Origin of the sequence: Stenotrophomonas maltophilia group sp. msm1 (assembly GCF_032025805.1) — a bacterium.
Lineage (GTDB): Bacteria > Pseudomonadota > Gammaproteobacteria > Xanthomonadales > Xanthomonadaceae > Stenotrophomonas > Stenotrophomonas hibiscicola.
On the sequence record NZ_JAVSKH010000005.1, the window covers coordinates 21950 to 42093 of the forward strand.

The 20144-nt window shown below is 64.9% G+C and carries 28 protein-coding genes and 1 pseudogene; 6 read left to right on the forward strand and 23 right to left on the reverse strand.

Annotation, left to right across the window (positions count from 1 at the left end; genetic code table 11):
• Positions 1 to 31: 31 nt before the first annotated feature.
• From ROV95_RS19015 to ROV95_RS19075, 13 genes are all read right to left on the reverse strand, one after another.
• Positions 32 to 1399 carry a phage major capsid protein gene (locus ROV95_RS19015; protein WP_312545845.1) on the reverse strand — a complete coding sequence of 456 codons (1368 nt, stop codon included), beginning with the start codon at positions 1397 to 1399 and terminating at the stop codon, positions 32 to 34.
• An 85-nt stretch (positions 1400 to 1484) separates the two neighbouring features.
• Positions 1485 to 1709 (reverse strand): hypothetical protein, encoded by a 225-nt coding sequence (locus tag ROV95_RS19020; protein ID WP_312545847.1) that lies wholly within the window; start codon positions 1707 to 1709, stop codon positions 1485 to 1487.
• Entirely contained in the window at positions 1709 to 1945 is a 237-nt protein-coding gene (locus ROV95_RS19025) for a hypothetical protein (protein ID WP_005414585.1), read from the reverse strand. Before ROV95_RS19025 ends, ROV95_RS19020 begins: the two co-directional genes overlap by 1 nt.
• Positions 1942 to 2211 carry a hypothetical protein gene (locus tag ROV95_RS19030; RefSeq protein WP_312545850.1) on the reverse strand — a complete coding sequence of 90 codons (270 nt, stop codon included), beginning with the start codon at positions 2209 to 2211 and terminating at the stop codon, positions 1942 to 1944. The genes ROV95_RS19025 and ROV95_RS19030 overlap by 4 nt, the downstream gene beginning before the upstream one ends.
• Positions 2208 to 2405, reverse strand: coding sequence for a hypothetical protein (locus ROV95_RS19035; RefSeq protein WP_032967014.1), 198 nt, complete (start codon positions 2403 to 2405; stop codon positions 2208 to 2210). Before ROV95_RS19035 ends, ROV95_RS19030 begins: the two co-directional genes overlap by 4 nt.
• Positions 2402 to 2743: a hypothetical protein gene (locus tag ROV95_RS19040; RefSeq protein ID WP_312545852.1), complete on the reverse strand. Its 342-nt coding sequence runs from the start codon at positions 2741 to 2743 to the stop codon at positions 2402 to 2404. The genes ROV95_RS19035 and ROV95_RS19040 overlap by 4 nt, the downstream gene beginning before the upstream one ends.
• Positions 2740 to 3213, reverse strand: a complete 474-nt coding sequence (locus ROV95_RS19045) for a hypothetical protein (RefSeq protein ID WP_312545854.1) — start codon at positions 3211 to 3213, stop codon at positions 2740 to 2742. The genes ROV95_RS19040 and ROV95_RS19045 overlap by 4 nt, the downstream gene beginning before the upstream one ends.
• Positions 3214 to 3220: 7 nt before the next feature.
• A complete protein-coding gene (locus ROV95_RS19050; RefSeq protein ID WP_312545856.1) occupies positions 3221 to 3478 on the reverse strand; it encodes a hypothetical protein in 258 nt (85 codons plus the stop codon).
• Positions 3475 to 3657 carry a hypothetical protein gene (locus tag ROV95_RS19055; protein ID WP_312545858.1) on the reverse strand — a complete coding sequence of 61 codons (183 nt, stop codon included), beginning with the start codon at positions 3655 to 3657 and terminating at the stop codon, positions 3475 to 3477. The genes ROV95_RS19050 and ROV95_RS19055 overlap by 4 nt, the downstream gene beginning before the upstream one ends.
• 154 nt (positions 3658 to 3811) lie before the next feature.
• A complete protein-coding gene (locus ROV95_RS19060) occupies positions 3812 to 4042 on the reverse strand; it encodes a hypothetical protein (protein WP_312545859.1) in 231 nt (76 codons plus the stop codon).
• The gene (locus ROV95_RS19065) at positions 4039 to 4239 is read right to left on the reverse strand and encodes a hypothetical protein (RefSeq protein ID WP_312545861.1); all 201 of its coding nucleotides are present in this window, start codon (positions 4237 to 4239) and stop codon (positions 4039 to 4041) included. The genes ROV95_RS19060 and ROV95_RS19065 overlap by 4 nt, the downstream gene beginning before the upstream one ends.
• Entirely contained in the window at positions 4236 to 4568 is a 333-nt protein-coding gene (locus ROV95_RS19070; protein ID WP_312545863.1) for a hypothetical protein, read from the reverse strand. Before ROV95_RS19070 ends, ROV95_RS19065 begins: the two co-directional genes overlap by 4 nt.
• A gap of 99 nt (positions 4569 to 4667) precedes the next feature.
• Positions 4668 to 4874, reverse strand: a complete 207-nt coding sequence (locus ROV95_RS19075) for a helix-turn-helix domain-containing protein (protein ID WP_312545865.1) — start codon at positions 4872 to 4874, stop codon at positions 4668 to 4670.
• 106 nt (positions 4875 to 4980) lie between these two features.
• Between ROV95_RS19075 and ROV95_RS19080 the strand changes: the two genes are divergently transcribed.
• Complete coding sequence (locus ROV95_RS19080; RefSeq protein ID WP_312545867.1) at positions 4981 to 5601, forward strand: hypothetical protein; 621 nt, start codon at positions 4981 to 4983, stop codon at positions 5599 to 5601.
• A gap of 12 nt (positions 5602 to 5613) precedes the next feature.
• Here the strand turns inward: ROV95_RS19080 and ROV95_RS19085 are convergent, their stop codons facing one another.
• From ROV95_RS19085 to ROV95_RS19105, 5 genes are all read right to left on the reverse strand, one after another.
• A complete protein-coding gene (locus tag ROV95_RS19085; RefSeq protein WP_312545869.1) occupies positions 5614 to 6798 on the reverse strand; it encodes an integrase family protein in 1185 nt (394 codons plus the stop codon).
• A 326-nt stretch (positions 6799 to 7124) separates the two neighbouring features.
• Positions 7125 to 7382 (reverse strand): hypothetical protein, encoded by a 258-nt coding sequence (locus ROV95_RS19090; protein WP_312545871.1) that lies wholly within the window; start codon positions 7380 to 7382, stop codon positions 7125 to 7127.
• A 2-nt stretch (positions 7383 to 7384) separates the two neighbouring features.
• Positions 7385 to 8044 carry an RHS repeat-associated core domain-containing protein gene (locus tag ROV95_RS19095; RefSeq protein WP_229301596.1) on the reverse strand — a complete coding sequence of 220 codons (660 nt, stop codon included), beginning with the start codon at positions 8042 to 8044 and terminating at the stop codon, positions 7385 to 7387.
• A 497-nt stretch (positions 8045 to 8541) separates the two neighbouring features.
• Positions 8542 to 9105 carry a hypothetical protein gene (locus tag ROV95_RS19100; protein ID WP_134734713.1) on the reverse strand — a complete coding sequence of 188 codons (564 nt, stop codon included), beginning with the start codon at positions 9103 to 9105 and terminating at the stop codon, positions 8542 to 8544.
• Positions 9106 to 9157: 52 nt separating this feature from the next.
• Positions 9158 to 9565 carry a hypothetical protein gene (locus ROV95_RS19105; protein ID WP_134734714.1) on the reverse strand — a complete coding sequence of 136 codons (408 nt, stop codon included), beginning with the start codon at positions 9563 to 9565 and terminating at the stop codon, positions 9158 to 9160.
• A 564-nt stretch (positions 9566 to 10129) separates the two neighbouring features.
• Here ROV95_RS19105 and ROV95_RS19110 point away from each other — a divergent pair.
• The gene (locus ROV95_RS19110) at positions 10130 to 10510 is read left to right on the forward strand and encodes a tautomerase family protein (RefSeq protein ID WP_134734715.1); all 381 of its coding nucleotides are present in this window, start codon (positions 10130 to 10132) and stop codon (positions 10508 to 10510) included.
• Positions 10511 to 10544: 34 nt separating this feature from the next.
• On the opposite strand, the gene ROV95_RS19115 is transcribed toward ROV95_RS19110, so the two are convergent.
• Positions 10545 to 11444, reverse strand: coding sequence for an XVIPCD domain-containing protein (locus ROV95_RS19115; RefSeq protein ID WP_242015451.1), 900 nt, complete (start codon positions 11442 to 11444; stop codon positions 10545 to 10547).
• 239 nt (positions 11445 to 11683) lie between these two features.
• Complete coding sequence (locus ROV95_RS19120; protein WP_021202618.1) at positions 11684 to 12259, reverse strand: hypothetical protein; 576 nt, start codon at positions 12257 to 12259, stop codon at positions 11684 to 11686.
• A 241-nt stretch (positions 12260 to 12500) separates the two neighbouring features.
• On the opposite strand from ROV95_RS19120, the gene ROV95_RS19125 reads away from it, so the two are divergent.
• The 3 genes and pseudogenes from ROV95_RS19125 to ROV95_RS19135 all read left to right on the forward strand — a co-directional run bounded on the left by ROV95_RS19125 (position 12501) and on the right by ROV95_RS19135 (position 16680).
• Positions 12501 to 12896, forward strand: a complete 396-nt coding sequence (locus tag ROV95_RS19125; RefSeq protein ID WP_171952441.1) for a DUF2946 family protein — start codon at positions 12501 to 12503, stop codon at positions 12894 to 12896.
• Positions 12897 to 13025: 129 nt separating this feature from the next.
• Positions 13026 to 15163 (forward strand): annotated as a pseudogene (locus ROV95_RS19130) (TonB-dependent receptor).
• 11 nt (positions 15164 to 15174) lie between these two features.
• A complete protein-coding gene (locus ROV95_RS19135; RefSeq protein WP_312545878.1) occupies positions 15175 to 16680 on the forward strand; it encodes a PepSY domain-containing protein in 1506 nt (501 codons plus the stop codon).
• Positions 16681 to 16689: 9 nt separating this feature from the next.
• On the opposite strand, the gene ROV95_RS19140 is transcribed toward ROV95_RS19135, so the two are convergent.
• Together ROV95_RS19140 and ROV95_RS19145 are read right to left on the reverse strand one after the other, a co-directional pair.
• Positions 16690 to 17823, reverse strand: a complete 1134-nt coding sequence (locus ROV95_RS19140) for an MFS transporter (RefSeq protein ID WP_312545879.1) — start codon at positions 17821 to 17823, stop codon at positions 16690 to 16692.
• 11 nt (positions 17824 to 17834) lie between these two features.
• On the reverse strand, positions 17835 to 18611 hold the full coding sequence (locus tag ROV95_RS19145; protein WP_312545880.1) for a DeoR/GlpR family DNA-binding transcription regulator: 777 nt from the start codon (positions 18609 to 18611) through the stop codon (positions 17835 to 17837).
• Between the two features lie 160 nt (positions 18612 to 18771).
• Here ROV95_RS19145 and smqnr point away from each other — a divergent pair, with 160 nt between their 5' ends.
• On the forward strand, positions 18772 to 19419 hold the full coding sequence (gene smqnr, locus ROV95_RS19150) for a SmQnr family pentapeptide repeat protein (RefSeq protein WP_014646203.1): 648 nt from the start codon (positions 18772 to 18774) through the stop codon (positions 19417 to 19419).
• A 3-nt stretch (positions 19420 to 19422) separates the two neighbouring features.
• Here smqnr and ROV95_RS19155 read toward each other — a convergent pair whose 3' ends face one another.
• Positions 19423 to 20097 (reverse strand): class I SAM-dependent methyltransferase, encoded by a 675-nt coding sequence (locus ROV95_RS19155; protein WP_111098574.1) that lies wholly within the window; start codon positions 20095 to 20097, stop codon positions 19423 to 19425.
• Positions 20098 to 20144 lie beyond the last annotated feature (47 nt).

Consider the following 20144-nt stretch of genomic DNA (forward strand, 5'->3'; position numbering starts at 1 on the left):
TTTCCCCCTCCCCCCGGCCTGCGCTTGCCGCTTACGGGCCCGTCGGTGCCAGCGTGAACTTGCGGACGGCCTTCACGTCCAGCACTTCCAGGCCGGCGCGCAGCTCGCCCAGGATCTTCACCAGGTTGCGGATGAAGTAGTCGGCGTGCGTGTTGGTAGCGCTGATGCTCATCTGCTCGCGGTCCAGCACAGTGACGAAGCTGGTATCGATCACCAGGGCAGTGCCGGCCGCCAGGTTGGGATTGGTCACGATGCGACTGTTCCACAGTGACGGCGGCACCGGCATGGTCGGGGAGCCGAACACGTACTCATCATCCTGATCGTTCTTGCGGGTCAGCTGGATGCGGAACCAGTCCATCGGGTTCATAACCACCAGATTGGGCAGGTAGCCCTCGTTGGCCATGGTGACCAGGGCCTCGCCGATGCGGTCGGCTGGTGTCTCGCCGATGGCGGGTGCAAATGCCGTGGCCTGGTTCAGCAAGCCGTTGATGCGGCCATCACCGCCAGGGCCATTGATGATCTGGTTCTCCAGGCGGGAGAACACCTTGTGTGCAATCACCCGGTCGATCTGCTGGGACAGGGCCGGCTCGTCGGCAAGCACCTGCTTGGATGCGGTGGTGTGGCCCGCGATCGTGACGATGTTCGCCTTCTTCAGCGCGCCGCTGAACTCCAGTTCCGCCTTCTCGTCGCCTTCCTTGATCTGCTCTTCGGCATCACCGGTGGCGTTGAGCTGGACGAACTCCACGGAGCTGCTATCGGTCGGGCGGCTGGGCAGCACGCTCAGCAGGCTGAGCGGAGCCAGCACCGGACCCACGACGCCACGCCGGTCGGGGTTGGTCGGGATCGAGGTATCGCCGGTTTGGCCGACGCCCACATTGGTCAGAGCCGCACGAATGGAGCTGTCCACGTTGACGCGGGCCGAGAACTGGCTGGGCTTCATGCCACGCTCGGCAGTCTCTGCCGCGGCAGCGAAGGAGGCGTCCTCCCTCAGCTTAGAGGCAGCCACGCTTCCCACATCCGGGGCTGATGCACTGAAGCCGCCGCCGTTGGCATCGATCTTGGCCAGCACCTGCTGGGTGCTCTGCAGGTCAGCGCGCATGCCCTGCACATCGTCGCGCAGGGTCTGAACTTCCTGCGCTGTCTTCTCGCGGTACGCCTTCACGTCGCTGCCCACTTCCTTCACCGCAGCGTGGACCATGCTGTAGCCGTCGTTATCCATATCGCTCTCCTTTGAGCCGAATTTCTCATTCAGCAGGTACCGGGCGGATGCCTGCAGGCTTGGGCTCGAGGACAGTGCCGCGCTGGCGCGGGCGCGGTACGCGAGCAGACCATCGACGCATGCCAGCGGGATGCCATGCCGCGCCGCGAAACTCTTGATGTGCTTGTGCTCTTCGTCCACGTTGCAGCTCCTCTTGCCTGGCTGCAGTTCTACGCGTGCGCGTAGGCGGTCGAAATGCTTTCGATACGCGGAGCAAAGGGTTTAGCTACGCGACGCGGTGATCTTCGTCAGACCAGTCGATCAGGGCGACACCAAGACGGATCGCTTCGATCTCGGTCAACACGTCCAGCAGGATGCGGCGATTGCGAACTGCCTTTTGCTTACAGCGGTTGCTGCAATAGCGCCTTGGTCGACCGGTGGCTGCGATCGCCACCGGACAGCCGCACGTTGCGCAGGCCGGGCACTCTTCAGTGAGCAGCTTGGCGCCCATCAATCCAACAGCGTTCCGATAGCAGCGACAACGCGGCGCACGTCAGCCAGCAGTATCTCGTCGGCTGCGCTGCGGTTCTGCTGCTGCTCCAGCCATTTCCGAGCCTGCACGTACTGCCGGTAGATTGGGCGAACGTCGTCGCCGGCGTCGTGGTGCACCTGGCATTCGGCGATCGCAGTGCTGGCGCTCCAGTGGTCCGGCGGCTGCCAGGCTGTCTGCAGTTCGAAGCGCGTCACTGCAGCGTACCCCCGGTGGCGGGGATGGTCATGATGCGCTTCATCTGCTGGTAGTCATCGATGGTCGACCACCAGATGCAAGGCGCTGCCGGGTTGATCTCCAGGGCCAGCACCATGCGCTCGCCGCTTTCGAGGGCTGCAGCAACCTTGGCAGTGGCCTCGGGTGTATCTTCGGCAAGTTTGGCCAGGAGAGCGTCTGCAAGCTCGGAAGCTGCGGCATTGAATGCGCGTGCCGCGCGATCGATTCGGTCGTTGATGTTGCTCATCGTTGGGTTTTCCTGCTGGTGGCGGCCTTCCAGGCAATTTCGGATTGCACATGCTGTGGGAGCTTCGCCCATTGCAGGCGGTGGGGTAAGCGGGAGGCAGCAGCCTCAGCCTCCTTCTTCGGGGAGCCGGCACGCATCAGCTGCTTGGCCAGCGCGCGCTTCGTCAGCGCGACGAGCAGGGATCTGTTGGTCATTGGGTCACCGAAACGGTTTGGGTAACGGTTGGGAGAACGGTTCGAATGGCTTTGGCAAAGCCTTCCCGGATGCCTTCTGCTACCAGCATCGATTTCGCTGCTAGCAGCATTGCTACCAGCACGATCGCTCGACGAGGACTCGACGAATGGTCATCGATCGACCGAATGGGGCCGCCCGCAGTGCAGATGCCCTCAAAGCGGTGGATCAGTGGCAGCGAAGCAACAGCAGAAACGCTGCCGCCTGGTAGATATATATAAAGGGGCCCCCTGAGGGTGCCAAAGATTTTGGCTGAATGCGGCTTTATGGCCCCCTGAGGGTGCCTTATCAGGATGCTCATGCTGCTTTTAACCCCCTGAGGGGGCCAGTGAGTACCCCTGAGGGGGCCAAGGATTCTGTTTTTCGCCAGTCGTTCCTCGGTGGGCCTGGAGCGATCTCCAGGCCCTTCCCCTCGCATTCGTCGATCGAGTACCACGTGATGGCGTACAGGTTGCACTGCTTCTTGATGCCGTGCCGAGTCTTGACGATGAAGCCCGCAGCCTCGAGCTCCAACAGCAGCCCGTGGATCTTGCTGGGTGAACACACGCCGGTCCCGTCCACCATGTCCTTGGTCGCGCTGAGGTCGCCGTTGTTCTTTCCGTTGTACTGAGCGGCCAAGAACATGAGCACCTTCAACGCGGCGCCGCCGAGCGATTGGAACTGCGGCGACTTCAACATGTAGTGCGGCAGCTGGACGAACGAATGCCCCTTGCCGCGCCCCGTGTGCTTGGGGCGCTTGTGCTCGGGAATCCTGTGTCGATCGCCGGCCATGAAGCGATCAGGCCTCGACCACGGAGGCCAGCGCCTTGGCGTACGCGCGTTCGATCTGCTCGGCCACGCCCAGCATTTCGCGCAGCTCGGCGGTCTTGGCCTCGGCCATCGCGTGGATCCGCTCCAGGTTCGTCCGGCCCACAGGATGCGCGGCCAGCACCGCCAGGTCGGTGGCCTGGATCATTGCCAGCGTGTCGCGCATGGTCTTGATCGGCGGCGTGCCAGGCGGCGATCGGAACAGCTTCTTCTTCTTGGAACGCTTCACGGGGTCACCTCATGCAGTGCAGCGCGCAGGGCGTCGCGGTTGGGGGCGAAGTCGGGTCGCAGGACACAGGCCCACTCCAGGGCGCGCAGGGCGCCTCTTGCGGCTTCGCGGAGGGTTGAGTCGGGCGCGGAGTGCTCGCGTAGCAGGTCGGCCAGCTCGTCGCGTAGGAGGGCGTTCATGCGCGGCTCTCCTGTGCTCGCATTGCCTCTACCATGCGGGCAGCGAGCGCCCGCAGACGTTCCTCGGACATACCGGTGGTTGGCCGTTGCTGGTCCCGTCGGTCACTAGGCAGGCGGACGATGCGGCCGGCCGGGAACGCGATGATCTGAGCGTTCATGCGGCCTCCCGTGGCATCGCCGGTTCACCCGACAGGAGCACCTTGGCAACGGCATCCAGTGCAGCCCGCTGTGCAGCTCCTGCGCGCTCGTAGAGGCGTGCCAGGGTCATGGCGGGCATGGAGAGGGCTTCCCCAGTGGCAAGGACAACCTCGACGCGTGCAGGGGGCAGGGGAGGCATTGCGGCGTCCAACTGCAGCGCCAACGCCTTCAGTTCGGTGGAGGTCATGCGCGGTCCTCCAGCTGAGCGTCGCGGTATGCGCGCAGGTAGCGCCACGCGGTGGCCCTGCTCATGCCGAATCGGTCTTCGAGGTCGCGCGGGCGCAGCGGCCGCTGGCGATCACGCGCCCAGCGGACGAACACGAAGGCGAACTCGATTGCGGTGGTGGCGCCGGCGGGGCGCTGATACTTGGCCGCAGTGCTCATGCCGCCACCTGCTGGGGAACGCAGTCCTGCAGGTCTTGCAGCCGTTCGGCCTCGCGCACCAGGTTGCGCCCCATCTGCACCTGCTGCAGGAGCAGGCTGTAGAGGTACAGGTCGCCGTCGCGTGCGTCTTCCAGCATCAGCAGGAGAACCTGCTCGGTGCCGGCCAGCAGCCAGCGCAGGTCGCCGAGGGCAGCCCGGCAGGTCGTGGACGGGTGTATCAGGTAGTCGCCTTCGCCGCTCCAGAACTTGTGCAGGTCAGGGGTCTCTGAATACGCGTCGGGGGAATGCCCGATGGATCCGACGACGGATTGGTGTAGAGTATTTCGCATGGTCACGTTCCTCAGAGGGTTCGATGGCTTCCACGGCTCACTCCGGCTGCAACCGGGTGGGCCGTTGTCTTTTGTGGGCGCGCAGACACGCAACCCCCTTCACGCCGCAGCGTTGCTGGTGGCTTCACGTTCCTTGGCGGCGATGAAGTCCTGCAGTGCGGCGGCCGAGACCATGCGTCGGCGACCGACCTTGAAGGTCTTGATCTCGGCGGTGTTGATCGCCCGATAGAAGGCATTTCGATTGAGGCCGGTGGCTGCGAGGGCCTCCTCAACGTTGTAGCTGAGACGTTCCGGTGAAGGCTTCATGGTTTCTCCAGGTTGAATAGGTTTCGCACACTGCAAAACCTACCGAAACGCTACCACGGCATTTTTTCCGTTGCAACAGGTTTTTCAACCTGCGAAACTCCGGCCCATGGCAACGACCAAGAAACCCGCAAAGAAGGCGCCTGGCAGGCCGCGTAAAGCGCCTGAGGACAAGCTCGAACAGTTCAGCGTGCGACTTCCGCCAAAGCTGAAATTCGGGCTGGAATTGCTGGCGCGCGCTCAGCACCGATCACTCAGTCAAGCAGTGGAGTGGGCAGTCCAGGTCGGTCTGAACTCATTCGACGTCGACAATGAGAAGACGCCGCTCGGAACGCTGTTGAGCGAGGTATGGGGGGAGGACTCACCGGAGCAGAGACTGCTGGCGATCTACCAGCGCGCCCCTACGCTACTCACGTTCGAAGAGCGCTCGGTTTGCGAGCTTCTATGCAATAGCAATGACCTGCAGGAGCTCCACCGGGAAGCAAACAGCAAGTACCAAGCGAGTGATCGTTCGGGCCCATGTGCCTTCGAGACACAAGCCGAGGAATGGTACTGGCGGGTAGTGCTCCCGCATTGGGGGAGAATCCAAGAGGTCGCCACGAGCTGGGCAAACTCAGGAAAGGCCCTGCAGGGCGTTTCGATTGCGGCGATACTGGGGCTCTTTCAGCGGCCGGAGTACCGGGGTTTGCCGTTGCTGGAAATCTACGAGCGCGAGGCCGGTGTGGCTTGAGGGCTACGGTGCCTACAGGAACTGCACCTGGGCCAGCTTGTCGCGGGCTGCGCCTTGCACCAGGTGCCCGTAGTGCTTCTCGATCATCGCCAGAGACGTGCCGGCCAGCTTCGCCACCGTCAACAGGTCCATGCCGCCCACGATGGCGTCGGTGATCCAGCAGTGGCGCAGGGTGTAGAGCGTAACGCCGGCAGGTAGCCCAGCGCGCGCAGCGGCATCTCGAACCAGCTCGCTCCAGTCGGTTGGCGTCCACACCTTCTTCCCGTCTTGGGTGAACAGGTGTGCCTTGGGCAGCTTGCCCTTGGCTAGGCGGTCGAACAGCGCAGTGGCAGCAGGGGAGAGCGGGATCTTGCGGTCGTGGTCCTTGCTGCGGAACCTCACGCTGGCCGTGCGGCCGTCATAGTCCGAGCGCAGGCACAACGACGGATCGCCCGGCCTGCAGCCCGTCAGCGCCACACACTCGATCAGGTCGCGCACCGGCCCCTCAGCCGCCTCCAGCAGCGCGCGGCGCTGCTCCCGCTCCAGGTACAGGCCCCGGCGCTGCCCGGCGTCCTTGAGTGGCTTCACGGCGTTCCACTCGAACGCAAGATCAGGGGATACCTTGCGGCGGGCCACGGCGTGGTTCAGTGCGGCCACCAGCGTCGTGCGGATGCGGTTGATGCTGGAGCGCGCCAAGGGCTTCGCCACTGGCGGCCGTCCGCGCTTCACTGGCAGCGGTGGGAGGTCGCCCTTCTCCACGCGATCGCGCCAGGCCTCAATGTGATCCTGGTGGAGATCCTTGAGGCGCACCTTGCCCAGCTTGTCCCCATAGAGGCAGCGCTCAAATCGGCGCTTGGCGTCATCCGATGCGCTCTTGCGCCCATCCTTCTCCAGGGCGGTCACGTAGTCGCGGCAGGCGTCGGCCACGGTGAGTTCGCTCTTGGGCGTCACCACGGCCAGCGGGGCGCCGTGCTTGTCGATCTCGGCGGAGAGGCGGCGGGCAGCCTCGCGGGCCCCCTCCAGCGTCGTAGCCGGGTAGTTGGCGAAGGCCTTCTCCTGGCCGCGGCCCCACACCATCGCCCACGACTTGGCACCAGCGGCGGACACGCGCAGCACCAGGCCCGGAACTGTTGCATCGCGCAGACGATAGGTCTTGCCCGTCGCCTTCGCAGCATCCACGGTTTTCCTGGTAAGCGGCTCTCGCGTGACCTTCGGCATCACCTTGCTCCTGCAAATCTCCTGCAAAAAGCAGTGTGCGGCCAAATCCACCGGGACGCAACGAGACGGAGAATCAAGGGCTTTCGGGAGGATGCGTTGTGCCGCAAGGGCTTATGCCATCCTTCACACGGCAAGGGTCACAGGTTCGATCCCTGTACCGCCCACCATGTTGCAGAACGAAAAAAGCCTCCAGCAATGGGGGCTTTTTTGTTACCTGCGATCCAGCAGGATCAGCCGAATGCGCGCTCCGTCTCAGCCGTGTTCTTCCAGCGGCGCGCTTGATCTTCGCCGTGCGTCAATCAGGCCGTGCCCGCATCAACGTGCCTTCAGTCACCCGACGCATCGGGCCGATCAACGACGGGGCCGACGAAGTCAATGATTTCTTCGATCTCAATGCCTCGTTGATTAGGTTCATCGTCAGGCCCCAAGCCCCTCTCTGACAGTTCTTCCAGCAACGCATCAATCAGCGACTCGCGATCACGCTCAACGAGGTATCTGACGCCATTCTCGGGTAGGAGCAAATTGTGCTTCGCTGCGATTTCAACCAACAGCGAGCGCAGGCTGGGTGAGATATCCTTCTTCATCTTTACTTTACCTTCGGGTCTCTCAGTCCTTCGCTATTCTTCGGGAAGGCCGTTATGACCTTCCCTTCGCCGTTCAAAACTACTTTCGCATCCTTCCCTGTGTACGCCGTCTTGCCGCCGGCCTGCTCGGCAACCTTCGCGGGTTCTTTCACTGCCGATAGTATGGCCTTTGCAGAGACCCCCCTGCCTCCATCGCGGGAGATTGCCTGATTCAAGCCGTGCTTAGTGTAGCCGGTGATCTTTCCCGCTACTGCGCCAGAAGTGCCCGTGACACCGGCGGCTCCTGCGCCAATCTCTGCCGCAGTGGCTACCGCTCCTGGATTTGCCATTGCGGCCAGACCACCCTCTGCGAGTACTGGAGCCGCCAGAATTGCGGTTAACGCGACACCAATTGCCGGTCCGAGGCTATCGCTTGGATTTCTCGGCGGAGGAGTAATCGGTTGCCCATTCGTGGCGTCGTTGACTACCTTGAAGGCTGCACCACTCTCCCGCCCATCAGGATCCGTGAACTTGTAAGGGTTTCCGTTGGCATATCGATACCGGTTGAACTGTTCAACTGGCTTCTGATAGGCCGTTACCGGGTCTACCGATAGGAAAATCCCCAACTGTGGATCCATGTACCGCTGCTGCATGTAGCTCAGTCCGGTGACCGAGTCGCTCACATGTCCCGTGTATCCCGGTCCGTCTGTGCCTGGCCACCTACCAAGGCCCCATAGGGCTCATAGTCGTAGCGCTTGATCACTTTCCCATTGGCATCTGTTTCGGCGACGACGGAGCCAAGGGCGTCAGTGTGGATGTAAGTGACTGTTTCCTGGCCTGCGGCGATGGCAGATGGTAATAGGCCAAGGCCGAATGGCAGCGCAAAGCACAACCAGGTGCCTATGGCAGCCAACTGGCGGAATTGAGATTCAAATCTCCTGAAGCGCGAAATTGCACCACCTGCAGCATCCCTGCACCTACGCATTCTTCGCATCCCCGGAAACGCCTTCGAGTAAGGCTTGACCGGATATTACGATCATGAAGCTTGTTGGTCGATGCGGGCCACGCAGGGGAGGGGGCGGAAAGTCCTGCTCTACAGCGGTCCCAGCCATTCTCTGAGCTCACTGCTGGCCTTCATTTACTCAGGGGTTTTCTTCTGTGAATGGGAACAGGCCTTGTCTCAGGCGTGTTCGTCCAATAGCTCGCGCGCGATCATCGCCGTGGCATCCAGCAGGTCATGGCCGCTACCCGCCTGCACCACCACTGCAAGCAGACCACGGCCCACCTCGGCATTGCCGCTGGTCAGCTCCATCTCGCCCTCAAAGCACAGATCGGCCAACCATTCATGGGCCTGCTGCAGCCCGCGCTTGCGGACGCGGCGGAACTCCGCGAGCAGCTTCGCCTGGCCGGCTTCCTGCTCACCGTCGGCCAGCAGGCCGATGGCACCGCCGTGCGCCGCGCGCCAGAGGGCCGGTAGCGGGCGACCGTTCGCGTCCACCACGTCCGGCGAGAACTGCGCGCAGTACATTTCGTAGCGCTTGCCCGCTGTGCTGCGGGGCACGATGCCGGCCTCGGCCAGCAGGCGTTCGGCTTCATCCAGTGTGCTGAACTTCAAGCGCAGCAGTGCAGGGCGGCTCAGCTGTTGTGCCAGCGCGTGCTGGTTGGCAGCGAACCAGACGTTCCAGCCCACGGTTGCGCGGCCTTCCAGTGCGGCCTTGAAGTATTCCAGGTGTTCGGCGTCCATTGCGGTCTCCTGCGCTCCCTGCGCGATTGTAGCGGGAGCGTATCCGGGCCGCTCAGGCGTCGCCGCCGGAGAGGCAATGATGTGCCTCGCGCACCAGTTGTCGTGCGGCCACGATCAGTCCGTCGACATGGAAGGCACCCAACTGTTCGTCCGGGCCGCCTTCGTTGCGCGCATGGTCGGCGGCCTGCAGCAGATCGAGCAATGCGCCGAGCCCAGATAGCGAGCGGCGCAACGAAGCGTGTTTGCTGGCGCCGAGGGTGAGGCTGATGCACGGCTGTCCGTCATCGCCGTCAGCATGGTTGATCGCATTGAGACGGGCGAAGAAAGTGGGCAGCTGCGCGGGCAAATTCTGCGCGTTCAGGGCGCACTCGATCTCGCGTGCGAGGTCTTCGGGCACATCGGCGGCGACGTCGCCGATAAGGGTGTACAGGCGGGGATGGACGGCGGTGCGGTTGGTCATGGCGAAACCCTCACTGGCGTAGGGCCACCTTCCGGAGTGAAGGTGGCGGACGGTGCGGGTTGGCGTACCGGGGCAAACACAACGGAGTGAGAAATCACCCGGCGGATCGAGTGATCCCCACACACCGCCCGCCATTGAGGGCAGTTGGTGCATTCTTGCGGCTACGCACTGCTGCGCAACCTATCCGTTCGGTTTGCTTTTTCGAGACGCCAATCCCGTCCAAGGCGTCTTGCCTCGGCGCGGCGATCTTCAAGCCGGGCAATCACATCGGTCTGTAAGGAAAATTCTCAACTGTCCCTAGGCAGGCCAGACGTTTCCCGAGGTGTGCCGTTCGACACGCGCGAGTAGTGCGGCCCATCACTGATGGCGCACATCGCCGCCCCTGCCGACCGTGCACATGACGACTCCGGAGGGATGCCGCCACGGCAATCGCGTCACCCCGCGCGGCGGAGGCGGGACCATGCCACGCATGGAGCCAGAGGGTTCCATCCCTGCGCTGTCCCGCCGCCCCGGGCAGGCGTAGTCTCAGCCTGTCGTCGTACCCATCCACTCTGGAGTGCCACCATGCCGCTCGCCCGCATCGATCTTCGCAAAGGCAAATCCGCCGACTACCTGCAACGCGTCGGCGAAACCATCTACCAGGCCATGCGCGCGGTGAGGGTGCCGGAAAACGATCGCTTCCAGATCTTCCAGGAACACGCGCCCGGCACGCTGATCTACGATCCCGGCTACCTGGGCGTGGATCGCACCGACGACTTCATCTGCATCCAGATCACCTGGAACGAAGGGCGCACGCTCGAGCAGAAAAAGGCGTTGTACGCCGGCATCGCCGATGGACTGCATGCGGCGGTGGGCATCCGCCGCGAGGATGTGTTCATCAATCTGGTGGAAGTGAAGAAGGAGAACTGGTCGTTCGGGAACGGTCAGGCGCAGTACGTGAGTTGATGCGGGAACGGTGCCTGCGCCTGATGCGGCTGGGTCAGGCCATGCGCGGCGACGCCTGCTGTTGTGCCTGTTGCTCGTCCTGCGCCAGCCGGCTTGCGTCGCGGGATTGCTGCTGCACATTGGCCTGCTGATACAGCGTATCCGCGTCGCCCTGCTGCGTATCGAGCAGGGACAGGCGCTGGCGATTGGCGGCAGGGTCCGGCGAGGCGGTGTCGCCGCTGCGATGCAGGAATACGTAGCCGGGTGCCTCGGCGGTGCTGTTTGAACTGAATGCCACCTGCAGCGTGTCCTTTTCGCTGAAGCCGGCCTGCACCGCCGCGTGGGTCAGATGGCCGGCCAGTCGTTCGTGCTCCTGGCCGGGGGGCAGTCCCTGCTGTTCGCTGGCCTGGGCGAGTGCGGTACGCACTTTCTGGTCCAATGCATGAAGGCTGTGCCCCGGTGCGCGCGCGTCCGCAGCCAGACGCTCGCTCAAGGGGCCATCAATGCCATCGGTTTCGCTGAGCAGACGCTGCTTCAAGCTGCGCTCGGGCAAGGGATGAGTGGTGGTGCGGTTGAGTTCGCTGTTGGGGAAAGGGGGCTCAATGCTGTCCACGCCATGGATGTTGCGCAGCGGACGATAGCCGTCCTTGCCCTGTGACTGGACGCCCAGCGGAATGCGGACATCGGGCAGCAACTGGCCGACGGGGCCGCCGATGCTGTTCACGTCCAGGCTGTGCTTGCGCTGGATGCCGGCATGATTCAATGCGCCCCAGGTGAAGTCCACGCAGTTGTGGCGCACGTCGGCATAGTGCTTGCTGAAGCCGTGCGCCACTGGATCGTCGCCGAACGCCTTGAGCTTGTTGTACTGGGCTTCGGTGATTTCCAGAGAGCGCGTGTAATGCGGGTTCTTGTAGGTCTTTGCATCGCTGTCCACGATGTCGCCAGGTCCGTTCATGCTGCCGTGCTTGATCGGTGCAAAGCCGTAGCTCGCTGGATCTTTCCCCGGTGCTCGCAGGACGTAGAACATGTGACCGGGCCCGGATGTCTGCGGGGAACCATCCGGATTGCTCAGCGGCTGCTGCGTTACGGGGTCGAGAAGCGGTGTACCCGGTGCCGCAATGACGATATCGACGATGTAGCGTGGCTTGTCCATGTGCGTGGTGTTCCTCCTGGAAGGTGTACGAAGGCGCTGCGCTACTTGGCGAGCGGACGCGATTCGTGAATCAGCATCCTGGCGCTTGCGCCACGAAGTGGTGCGATGTCTTCAACCGTGCTGACCTGGACCCGATACCGGCCATGCGCCTGCAACGGCAGCAACGCGACATGCAATCGGTATGCGCCATCGCTGCCCCGTTGGATCTGGGCGTAGTTCAGACCCTTACCGCGGTGCCAGTCTGGCAGTGGCTGGCCAGATTGCGACTGTGCGATCTGATACGCGTCGGGGCTTGCCAGCGGCTGCCAAGTGCCGCCGGACCATTGCTGAAGTCCAACGCGTAAAGGAATGTGCAGGTCGCGCGGAGAAGCAGCATCTGGCGATGGGGAGACGTGCTGCAGATCCAGTTCCACCGCATAAGTGCGGTAGCTGGCAAAATTGCGCGCCGTGGTTTCGAACTCGAACTGCACCTGCTGGCCGGGCGCGTCCACGGCGATGGGCTGTGAGAGTTCCAGCGGCTCTGGCGGTGGGGGCGGCCCCTTGTCGGCGCAGGCAGCAAGCAGCGCGGTCAGGCCGAGCAGGCTGATGCGCTGCCGGTGTGTGATGCGGGTGGTCATGCAGATTCCTCTGGCTCCTTGCCGTGGCCAATTGAACCCTAACGTTGGCGAGGCAGAGCCCGCAAGCGCAGGGACCGCGGTGTGGTGCATTCACATGTCGCCGCGCGAGGCGAGCTCCTGCGTCACCGTGTCGCAGGGGGCAAACCCTGAACGGGGTCCAAGGTTGGCCATGGCCCCGTAGAATGGCGACGTGCGCCGTTCTGTTCTCCACCGCCGGTTCCAGGCCCTGGCATGGCTTGCCATGCTGCTGGTGCTGCTTGCCCCGCTGGTGAGCCGCTGGCTGGCGCATGGTCACGTGGCTGCCGCTGCGCCGGTGGCGGCCATGGACCACGCAATGCAGGCAGAACATGCGCAGCACGCGTTGGAAGGGCACCACGACCATCACGCGATGGCGATGCCGCACGGCGAGACCGCAAAGAAGCCGCCCGCCGATCCGCATGCCGATCATGAGATGGGCGTGGATTGTGATTACTGCCTGATTGCAGCGCGGTTGATCACCCTGTTGGTGGCGGCAGTGCTGCTGTTGATGCCGATGGCTCCGGTGTGCCGCGCGTTGCGCGGTGCGGTGCAGACGTTGCCGCAACGGATCAGCGGCACATTGGGAGCGCGTGGGCCGCCGGCCTTGATGGCCGTCTGAGCCGCACGCGCGTTGCATTGATCGTTTTTCCATGAGGTTGCCGGCCACGGCCGGTACCCGCACGCGCGTGTTTGTCCCTTTCTGATTGCTGCCCTGCCATCGCGGGGTGGCCTTGCATGCCGTGAAAAAATGAAAACGAACCTCAACTCCGCGCGCCTGCGCCGGGCGACGCTGCCTGTCCTGTGCGCGTTGCTCCTGCATGCCGCGCCCCTGCTTGCCGCCGACGCGGCACCCCCGACCACGCTGGAGACCGTGCGGGTGGTCGATACCCGCAGCGGCGAGCTGTCCTCCACCGCCAGCGCCGGCTCTGCATTGGGCCTGAGCGTGCTGCAGACGCCGGCCAGCCTGACGGTAATTTCGCGCGAACAGCTGGATCAGCGCGGGGACAGCAACCTCAACGATGCGATCAGCCGAGCGGGTGCGATCAGTGCCATGCCGCATCCGGGCAATGGCCTGAGTGCGCTGTCCAGCCGCGGCTTCACCGACGGTGCCTCGGTGATGCGGCTGTACGATGGGCTGCGCCAGTACGGCGGCGTGGGCATCACGTTCCCGTTCGATACCTGGTCGATCGAGCGCATCGAAGTGCTGCGCGGCCCGGCCTCGGTGATCCATGGCGACGGTGCGATCGGCGGTGTCATCAACATCGTGCCGAAGAAGCCCATGCGTGGGGCGATCGAGAACGAGATCAGCGTGACCGTGGGCAGCGAGGACACCGCGCGGCTGGGCTTCGGCAGTGGTGGCGCGCTGACGCCCGAGCTGGCCTACCGGCTGGATGTGAGCGGCAATACAGCGGTGGCTGGGTTGATCGTGGACGCAACAGCGACGCGACTTTCTCCGGTGCGTTGCTGTGGCAGCCACGTGCGGATCTGCAGCTGACGCTCACCCATGCGCAGGGCTACCAGCAACCGATGCGCTACTTCGGCACGCCGCTGGTCGAGGGCCGCCAGCTGGAGGCGCTGCGCCACCGCAACTACAACGTGGACGACAGCGAGATCCGCTTCCGCGACCGCTGGACCCAGCTCGATGCACTGTGGACGCCGAACGCGAACGTTGAATGGCGCACGCGGGTTTATCAGATCGACAGCCAGCGCGATTGGCGCAATGCCGAGGCCTATGTCTACAACCGCGCTACCGGCCTGATTGATCGCTCGGGCAATACCGAGATCACCCACAACCAGGACCAGACCGGACTGACCTCGACGCTGCGCGTGCTGGGCAATGTGGGCGGTTGGGCGAACAGCTTCGCGGTGGGCCTGGATGCCAACCGCGCGCACTTCAAGCACACCAACAACACCTATGCCGGCAGCTCGGGCCCGGTTGATCCGTTCGATCCTGTCCCGGGCCAGTTCGCCAGCGACGCGCCGAACCTGCCGCGCTACCGCAACCTTGCCGAGCAGTACGCGCTGTTCGTGGAAGACCGGCTGGCGCTGAGCGAGCGCTGGTCGGTGCTGGGTGGCCTGCGCCACGACCGCGCGCGCATCGATCGCACCGATCTGATCAGTGGCCAGAATGCGTTCTCGAAGACCTACAGCAGCACCGGCTGGCGCGCCGGCACGGTATTTGCGCTGCAGCCGACGCTGAGCCTGTATGCGCAGTACTCGCAGGCGGCGGACCCGGTCAGCGGACTGCTGATGATCAGCGCCGCCAATGGAGCGTTCGACCTGGCCAAGGGGCGGCAGATCGAGGTGGGCCTGAAGCAGGCGTTCGACGGTGGCGAGTGGACGCTGGCGGCGTACCGGATCCGCAAGACCGGGCTGCTCAGCCGCGATCCGCTGGTGCCGGATCGCCGGGTACAGGTGGGCGCGCAGACGTCGCGCGGCATCGAAGCGTCGTTGAACTGGGCGTTCGCGCCACGCTGGTCGCTCGATGCCAATGCCACGGTGCTGAAGGCCGAGTTCGAGGACTTCCTGGAAACCACAGGTTCACCCGCGATGGTGGTGGCGCGCGATGGCAACGTGCCGCCTAACGTGGCCGAGCGCCTGGCCAGTGCGTGGCTGAGCTGGCAGTTCGCACCGGAGTGGAGTGCGGCGGGGGGCGTGCGTTACGTCGGCAAGCGCTACGCCGACAACGCCAACACATTGGAGCTGCCCGGCTACAGCACCACCGACCTGGCGCTGACCTGGCAGGCGGCACCGCGCACGCGGGTGAGCGCGCGCCTGTTCAACGTGTTCGACAAGGCGTACTACGCGACGGCGTACTACACCAGCACACAGTGGTTGCTGGGTGCGGACCGCCGCGTCGAGTTCACGCTCGACCACCGCTTCTGAGGACGCCGGCGATGTCGCTGCGATCCACCGCCAAGCGCTGGACCCACCTGGTGCATCGTTGGCTGGGCATCGGCGGATGCCTGCTGATGCTGCTGTGGTTCGTCAGCGGCATGGTGATGCTGTTCATTGGTTACCCGAAGCTGACGCCCGGCGAGCGGCTGGCGGCGTTGCCGGTGCTGGGTGAGGCCCGCGACCTGCAGGGGCTGTCTGTACTGCCTGCCGCCGTGCAGGCCGAGCCGGAGGCTGTGGCATTGACCACGCTACGCGGCGAGCCGGCGTATGTGGTGCGAAGTGGCAGCCACGTGGGGGCCTGGTCTGCATACACCGGTCAGGCGCTGCTGCCGGTGTCGGCACAGCGCGCCGAAGCATCCGCCGCGCAGTTCGCGGGCGGCCAGGCCTTCGTGGGTGCAACGCGCGTGAATGAGGATCGTTGGACGCATTCGCGTGCACTGGACGCGCATCGGCCGCTGTATCGGGTGGAGGTGGGCGGCGCGCAGCCGGGCTACCTGTACGTGTCCTCGCGTACCGGCGAAGTGGTGCTGGACGCCCCTCATGTGCAGCAGCGCTGGAACTATGTGGGCGCCTGGCTGCACTGGCTGTACTTCCTGCGCATGCAGTCGGTCGACCCGGTGTGGACGTGGGTGGTGATCGTGCTGTCCGCACTGTGCACGCTGGCGGCGGTCAGCGGCGTCGTGGTGGGTGTGTGGCGCTGGCGTTTCCGTGGGCACTATCGTTCCGGTGCGAAGACACCGTACGTCGAGCCGTGGATGCGCTGGCACCACCTGCTTGGCCTGATGGCGTCCGCCTTCGTGTTCACCTGGATCTTCAGCGGGCTGATGTCGATGAACCCATTGGGTGTCTTCAGCAGTACGGGTGAAGCGATCGATGTTGAGCACTACCGTGGCGGCGCGGTGGCGGTGGATGGTGCGCTGGGTGATCCTGCGAAGCTTCTGGCGATGGCCGAAGCTGCGCGCTTCCAGCCGGTGGAGATCCAGTGGCGACGGATCGGTGGTGAGCTGTTCGCGGTGTTGCTGGACGGGCAGGGTGATACGCGCATCGTGTCCGGCGGCAATGGGCACCTGCATGTCGCACGGTGGCTGCCGACCGCGTGGTTGCAGCAGAGGGCACGTGCGCTGTCCGCTACACCCATGCAGGGTTTCGTGGTGCAGCATGCAGCGGATGCGTACTTCTACCCGCGTGCGCCCGAGGCCATGAATGGTGCAGCGGTACGTCGCTTCCCGGTGGCAGTTGTGGATTTCGGTGATGCCGAGGCGACACGCCTCTATCTCGATCTGGCGACCGGCGATCCGTTGCTGACGATGGGGCATCGTGAGCGGGTGGGGCGCTGGCTGTTCTACTTCCTGCATAGCTGGGACCTGCCGGCGATGCTGCGCCAGGAAGGTGCCCGGTTGGTGGTGTTGCTGCTGCTGAGCGCTGCCGGCACCGCGCTGTGTGCCACGGCGACGGTGATCGGCTATCGGCGCTTGCGGATGAAGCTGCGGCGCAGGCGGCGTTGATGCCTTGGGCTACACCCGCAGCCAACGCGTGGACATCGCCACCAGCAACAAGGCCGTGGCAATGCCGATGAATGCGGCGATCAGGCCGAAATGGTTGGCGGCGAAGCCGATCAGCGCCGGTCCGGCAAGGATGCCGGCGAAGCCCAGCGTGGAAACGGCGGTGATCGCCAGCGCACCCGGCATGCGGGTCTGGTGGCCGGCCAGCGAGAACAGCGCCGGCGCGATGTTGGCGCAGCCAAGGCCGACCAGCACATAGCCCGCCAGCGACGCCTGCCATGGCGTGACCAGGGTCAGCACCAGCACGCCAGCGGCAGCAAGCAGAGCGCCGAGAACGATCGCGCGCTGGCGGCCCACGCGCGCCACCAGTGCATCGCCGAACAGGCGGGCGATGGTCATGGTCAGGGTGAAGGTCACATAGCCGACGCCGGCGAGGCTGGCATCGACGCGACGCACATCGCTGAGGAACACCGCGCTCCAATCCAGCATCGCACCTTCGCCGAGGAACGCAACGAACGCCAGTACGCCGATGAACAGCACGATGCCGTGTGGCAGGGCCAGCATCGGTGTGTCGTGCGGCATCCGTTCGCTGTGCCAGTGCGCTGCCGACAACAGCATCACCAGCAGCATGGCGCCAACGCCGATCATTACCGATGCCAAGGGCGGCAGCTGTGCGGACAGCAGCACGGTCATGGTGGCCGCGCCGAGGAAGCCGCCGATGCTGAAGAAGGCATGGAAGCCGGACATCATCACGCGCCGTGCTTCGCGCTCGACGATGACGGCCTGTACGTTCATCGTGCAGTCCATCGCGCCCACGGCGGCACCGAACACGAACAGGACCAGCCCGAGTGTCCAGGCCGAACCGGCCAGCGCCAGGCCGGGCACGGTCAGGCAGATCAGCAGGCTGCTGGCCACCATCACCCGCCGGCAACCGAGGCGCGCGGCCAGCACGCCGGACAACGGCATTGCCAGCAGCGAACCGGCACCGAGGCAGAGCAGTACCAGCCCCAGCGTGGCGTCGTTGATCCCGGTGCGTGCCTTTGCGAACGGCACCAGGGTGGCCCAGAGCGCGGTGGCGAAGCCGGGAATGAAGAACGCAGCGCGGGTCGCGTGCTGTTCGGCACGCGCGCGGTTGGCAACGGACATGAGCGGTACGGTCAGGGGGGAGTGGGGTGTACCGCGATGCCGGCGGCGCGGAAGCGTGCCGCCAATGCGGGCGGTGCGGTGGTGGTCAGCACCAGGTCGTCGATCTCGTCGAGGCTGGCAATCTGCCAGTTGCCGCGTGCACCCAGCTTTTCAGTCGTGGCGGCGACGATGACACGGCTGCTGCAGGCCACCATCGCGCGCTTCAGTGTGGCTTCTTCCGCATCCATTGCCCACACGCCGGTGTCGCCGTCCACCGCGCAGGGGCCGGGCAGGTACACATCGGCGCGCAGGCGCTGCACCTGGGCCAATGCCTCGGCGCCGACCGCACCGCCACCGCTGGCCAGGCGCCCGCCGATCAGCTGCACCGAGGTGCCTTCAAGCAGGCTGGCGGCCGTGGCGATCTGTGGCGCGTTGGTGATCACCGTCAAGCTGAGGGCGGCCGGCAGCTGCTGGGCGATCGCCAGGTTGGTTGAACCGGCATCGAGCAGTACGACCTGGCCGGGGTGCAGCAACGCGCAGACGCGGGCGGCCAGCTCGGCCTTGTCGCCGCGGTCGCGGGTCAGGCGCTCGCGCAGCGGGCGTTCCTTGGGCGGTGGCAGCACGGCGCCACCGTAAACGCGCTGGCACATGCCCTGTGCGGCCAGTTCGCGCAGATCGCGGCGGATCGAATCTTCGGACACGGCATAGCGGCGCGCCAGCTCGGCGGCGACCACGCGGCCCTGCTGGCGCAGTTCCTCCAGGATCTGCCGGGTGCGCTGGGCGGGGAGGGGGCTGGGATTGGAGCTCATGCTGCAAGTCTGCACGTTCGTGCAGTAACGTGCAATAACGTGCATGCGGCATTGGGGGGACGCAGGGCGGCTGGACTGCCGGTGAATCCGCCCGCGCCCACGTCTATGGATCGCCCTCGCGGCCCGGCATGATGGCGGGGCACCTGGCATGGAATCCCTGATGTCCCCCACCGTTCACCGCAAGCTGCGCATCGGCGCGGACCAATACACCGGCCAGAAAGTGGTCGACCAGCAGTTCCATGAGTGCGATTTTTCCGGTGCCGACCTGACCGCCACCGAGTTCATCAACTGCAGCTTCTACGATGCCGACAGCCGCAGCGGCTGCCGCTTCAATGGCGCCACATTGAAGGAAGCCAGTTTCCGCAGCTGCGACATCAGCATGTGCCACTTCAACTTCATCAAGGCGCTGGGCCTGGAGATCAGCGAGTGCCGCGCGCAGGGTGCGGATTTCAGCAACGCCAGCTTCATGAACCAGATCACCACGCGCAGCTGGTTCTGCAGCGCCTTCATCAAGAAGTCGAACCTGCGCTATGCCAATTTCTCGCGGGTCACGCTGGAGAAATGCGAACTGTGGGAGAACCGCTGGGACGGTGCGAACGTGAGTGGCGCAAGCTTCGCGGGCTCGGACCTGTCCGGTGGCCAGTTCGAGGGAATCGACTGGAACAGCGCCAACTTCACCGACTGCGACCTGACCAATTCCGATCTGGGCGAGCTGGACCTGCGCAGCACCAACCTGCGTGGCGCCACGCTGGACGTGCAGCAGGTGGCGCTGTTGATGCAGCGGATCGGCATCACCGTGGTGCCGTAGACATCACCCGGCGTACGCCACCCAGCCCTTGAAGCTGAAGCCCGCATAGAACAGCTCCACGCCATCGAAGCCGGCCTCCTGCATCAGCGCGACCTCCTGTTCGGGGGCCAGCAGCGGCAACCGCTCGGCAATGGCGTCGATCGCGCGCTGTGCATCGGCGTGGGCAACCCCCGAGGCTTCGGCGAACGCGGCGTAGCGCTGCAACCAGCGCAGCTTGCCGGCCGGATCCTGCGGCACGCTGTGGTGCGCCACCACCAGCGGTGCGCCGGGCTGCAGGCGCCTGTGCAGCTCGCGCAGCGTGTGCAGGCGCTGCGCGGCGTCGAGGAAGTGCAGGGTCAGCAGGCAGCTGGCACCATCGAAGCGCAGATCGGGCGCATCGTCGATGTAACCTTCCAGCAGCTGCACGCGCGGCATCAGCGGACCCAGTGTCTGCTCGGCCAGGGCCAGCATCGGCGCGGCCGGATCCACACCCAGCAGCTGCCAGCCCGGCTGCGCTTCGGCAAAGGCCTTCAGCTCAAGCCCGCCCCCGGCGCCGAGTACCAGCACGCGGCCCTGTGCGGGAACGTGTTCGGCCAGCAGCAGGCGGGTCATCTGCTGCAACGCGAGGAAACCGGGCACCTGGCGCAGCGGCGCTTCGGCATAGCGGGCCACCGCCTGCGGATCGGAGAACGTGGACATGCGCGGATTCCTGCGGCGGAGGACATGCCACTGTAGCGCGGCGCGCA